At 54.0% G+C, this 4,284-nt stretch carries 2 protein-coding genes; both read right to left on the bottom strand.

Features of this window, described 5'->3' with window-relative positions:
• Positions 1-1,331: 1,331 nt before the first annotated feature.
• On the bottom strand, positions 1,332-2,534 hold the full coding sequence (locus tag DRB19_RS29035) for a glycosyltransferase family 2 protein (protein ID WP_114189418.1): 1,203 nt from the start codon (positions 2,532-2,534) through the stop codon (positions 1,332-1,334).
• 316 nt (positions 2,535-2,850) lie between these two features.
• Positions 2,851-3,153, bottom strand: coding sequence for a hypothetical protein (locus DRB19_RS29030; RefSeq protein ID WP_114189417.1), 303 nt, complete (start codon positions 3,151-3,153; stop codon positions 2,851-2,853).
• Positions 3,154-4,284: the final 1,131 nt, after the last annotated feature.

Genomic DNA, 4,284 nt, shown 5'->3' with positions numbered 1-4,284 from the left:
AGCACGGATCATCTGGGCTGTGCTGCGAACGGGCGAGCCGTACCGCGTCGCCGCCTGAGGACGTCACCAGCCTTGCGAGCATGAGAGGCAAATGAAAGGCACAGGTCGGACCGGCGCGCAACGAGCCTGATTTTTACCGCGGCCTGTGAGGCCGACCAGCTATAGAGGCGTGCGCGAGCGGATTCCCCATTTGGGCGCCCCAGTCACGGGTGACGCCGGATAGATGTTTGCAACTGACCCACGCCGATCAGAGCCAATTCTGCTTGCAACGGGAGAGCCGTCCAAAGAGGTAGAATGAGCGATGGCCCAAGACTGCACGGTCGTGTCGACGCGAATCCGCTCCAGGCTTGAGGGTCGCACGGCGCCAGTGCGGAGTCCGGCTTTGATGGTGGCGGCCAAGAGCTTCTCCAGCCCCTCGCGTCCGAGCCGCTTGCGCCAGCGGGTCAGCGAGCTCGGATCGCACGGCAGCTGATGCTGGAAGAACTCTCAGCCGTAGAACCATTGCTATACGGGTTCTCAATCCAGCGCTGCACCACCGCCTCATCGGATAGATCGAAGGGGTGTTGAAGAGTAGGACAGCCCAATCATCAACCGCGTGGTTTGGCAGGTCGTCCGACGGAGATAGAAGCAGCCTAACTCCTGATTGAAGCTCTCCCAATCGACGAGAGCCGCCAGGCGGGACATTTCATGACGCTGATCGAGACGGCTGCGGTAGAGATCGCAGGAGCTCGATATCGTCAACTTGGGGCCCATGGCAAAACACCAGAGGTTGGCAGGCCGACACCCAGGAATCGGCATTCTACAATGCCTGGCGAAGACGAAAACTTTCTAAATTCAATAAGTTGTGGGTCGTTCAAGGACGACTAAGGAGAAGCTGCCCGCGATCCGGCGGCCGTCTGCAGACGTGCGAACAGAAGGCGTGCAGATTAAAGGCTTGCATGGAGCAGCTCCTGCACACCTATGTAGATACCCAGATTTAGTACACGAAGCGTATATATTACTGTTTGGCTTTGAGGTATACGAGCATTGAAGATGGGGCAGTACCATCGCTGGGCTTTAGCATTCGATATAAACCCGCTCCGGCTCGCCCCATGGTGGCGTCCAATGTATCGCCATCATAGATAGGGATTGCCCTCTGGTACTTTGGACGCGAGCACGATCCCTTCTCGGTACGCCTCCGCGACCTTAGAGCGGAACTCGTGCGGCCGATGAACAAAGCCAACTTGGGATGCCGCTGTCTTGATGCATCATCGGAATGACATCGATAGTTGCAGTTTCACGTCGATCATCAGGTAGTGTACCAGAGCTGCTCGGAATCTGTTCGGGCGCAACTACTTCTTTCTTTCTGCACGTGTCCACGTGGATTGCTCACCGACTATATAGGAGATGAAAATTCGCCCAACGGTCCGCAAGTGCTGCGGGGCTACCATCAATTCCCGCCATCCTATGAGTCCTCTTCCGCAATAAAACCAAGCTATTGTGAGGAAACACGCTAGAACGATATTGTCAAAAATACTTAAAAGAAATGGAGTGACCACTCCAGTAGAGATATACCACAGCAGCGATGCCCCTAGCGCAACACCGCAACACATAATTAGAATACTTAGCGGGGGCACGACGAGATCGCACGCGAGAGCGAATATAGATACATCACCCCGGCGGAAAGCTTCTCTAAATAATTTTGGAATGTATACTCGCGCTGTAGAGAGATACCCGTGGATCCATCGCTTCCTTTGGTCATGGCGCCCCTTCATACTTGGAGGCATCTCACTGGTTACTACTGCCTGCGGACAGAACCGAGCCGGGCTCCCCAAAAGGGCTAAGTCAACACTTAGCTTTATATCTTCAGTAATATGGCCTGTAGCCAAGCTTTGACAAACTAATAGGTTCCAAGGGAATGCCATCCCTGTCCCCATGAGTTGGCAAGGAAGGCCGAGGCGCATGTAACCTATTTTGCGTAGCGAGCATTGTATCCGCCACGCAAATTCGATTACGCGCGCGTTCCGACCCTCAGAAGAGACAGCGATGACCTTAGCGATCTGGAGATTGAGGGCTTGAATGGGTACCTGATACCGTTTACAGGCTGATGTCAAAATCGCTAGAGCATCTGGTCCAAAGAGGCAGTCCGCATCCAATATAATAACCACCCCCCGAGGGCCTGTTTGGGCGAGGTGGCGGATACCAGCGTCTAATGCATATCCCTTGCCGATATTGTTTGGATCTTCTCGAATCACTACTTCCGCACCAGAATTTCTTGCAATGGCAGCGGTATCATCCAAACAATTATCTGCAACAACAATAATACGGTCGCAGCCGGACATCTGCTCCCGAACATTAGAGACTGTTTCAGCAATCGATAATGCCTCGTCGTGCGCAGGTATGATGACGGCTACGCTCGCCCTCGTAGTTCCTACAACTGTTTCCTCCTGCTGAAAGGGAAGGATAGCTGCTATTGCTTGACCAAGTAATATCAGCAACGGGATCATGACCACAATTGCTAAAACTGTAAGACCTAGGCTAATCAAGTTATACATCTGTTGAACCCTGGCCTTTGAGATCGGGAAGCAAATCAGTGTTTATTCCTAGCGGTATTGTAGGATCGGCCAACTGCCTCGGAGAGCTGTGATTTTGACATAAGCTACTCTCAGCCCGCATCTAGATCCAAAGTTATACGTCCGCTGCTAAATAGCTTCGACACTTGTTTTTCTTTGGATGTACCAACAAGTGATCATCGTCCCGCTTCCCTTGCGATTTCAAGCGCTGGACCGACGTCATAGCCGTTGAACTTCTTGACGTAGCTCGAAACCGTGGTCCCGGCTTGGTCACTCGCAACGTTCGTGCCGCCGGACTTCAGGTAATCTGCCACTCGCGGGGCGCCGACCAGATGAGCGCCGCCGAGAATGCCAGACTCGGTGAGTGTGACCCCGTCGATGGTCTTCCCGACGTACTGATGCCGTCCTTTCCGGTCCAGCCGCCGTTCCAGTCATTCGGGAGGCTATTGGTGCCATCCAGCTTGTAGTAGCCGACCATGCGTAGGGCAGCCTCGCCGAACTGGTAGGCCCCGGCAAACCCCAGGCTGTTGACGAAGTTGTAGCGGTTGCTGGACTCGCTCAACGCAAGTGCAGAAAGGAATTCCTTATAGGTTCCCGTCATATTAATATGCCCCTATGAGACTTGTTGTGAGTAGATATCTATTCTTGGTGCCGTTTAGAAGAGACGTTCCTGGTACAGTTGAATATTTTCACAATTTTCTCTTCATTTGTTTTGGCTATACATCAATTATGAATACAATATGGCAGGCTCCCGTATGCCACTAAAAGCTGGAGCGTCGACGTGGTCGTTAGGATTGGGCGATTGAGCAATACGTCTGGCGCTTTGAGGGGACGAGACCATCCGCCCATAGCGTGATTAGGGAGCTGAGGGATACCAGGACCACTCGAACCGGCAGCACAAGCTGCCCTTGAAAGCCACAGACGAGGAATGCGCCATAGTCTGTCCCTTGCGCCGATCGGATTTCACGTATCCTCAAAGCCGAAGGGCTGGAGCGCCTGCAGCCGCCGGCCCACCGCTCCAAGTGGGAGAGCGGCACCTTCAAGAGGATGATCTCGGCTCCGTGCTTATGAACATCCAATACCTGCTAGAGTTACAGGCTACCAATGGGATGAGCTGAAAACGCCTCCTCTATATGACCATCGACCGCTGCTCGCGCTTTTTAGGTGGCATTGAAAAAGACGCGTCTGGAGTGCCGCACGCTTCTGCTCTGGGATGACGCGGTGTGAAAGCTCCAATGAACCCGGCCTTGACGAACTATTTTCCGACCTAGCTGGGTCCACAAGACATAGGATTGCTCCAAGGAGTGGCCCGTCAGCGTTTTAACACAACCTCGTTCGAGACCGGCCACAGCTTCCGTGCCCGGCCGCGCATGGCTTGAGTGCGGCGCGATATAACCTCGCTGCGCCGGCGAGTGAGCAAGCGGCGGGAGGTGTCGACTAGATGCTGATAGATCGCGGCTGACCACGCTCGGGAGAGCCTCTGCGCCGAGGCACACGACATCAGCCGGAATACCCATCCTGCTCGGTCGATCGCCGCGCAGGTTAATCCGGGTGAGTAGAGCCGTGACCTCGATCACGGCATAATGCCGAACCCGCAGTTCGGCTCATCCATGAAGTAGTCGGCCCTGAACAACCCACAATCAATTGAACCTAGAGGGTTAGTCATATTCGCGAAACATAACAATATTCCGATTCCTGGAGACTGACCTGCCAAAAGCTGGTGTTTTGCCTC

This window comes from Microvirga aerophila, assembly GCF_003332305.1.
Taxonomy (GTDB): domain Bacteria; phylum Pseudomonadota; class Alphaproteobacteria; order Rhizobiales; family Beijerinckiaceae; genus Microvirga; species Microvirga aerophila.
Note: the sequence above shows the minus strand (reverse complement) of the source record. Positions and strands in the feature narration are given on the sequence as shown.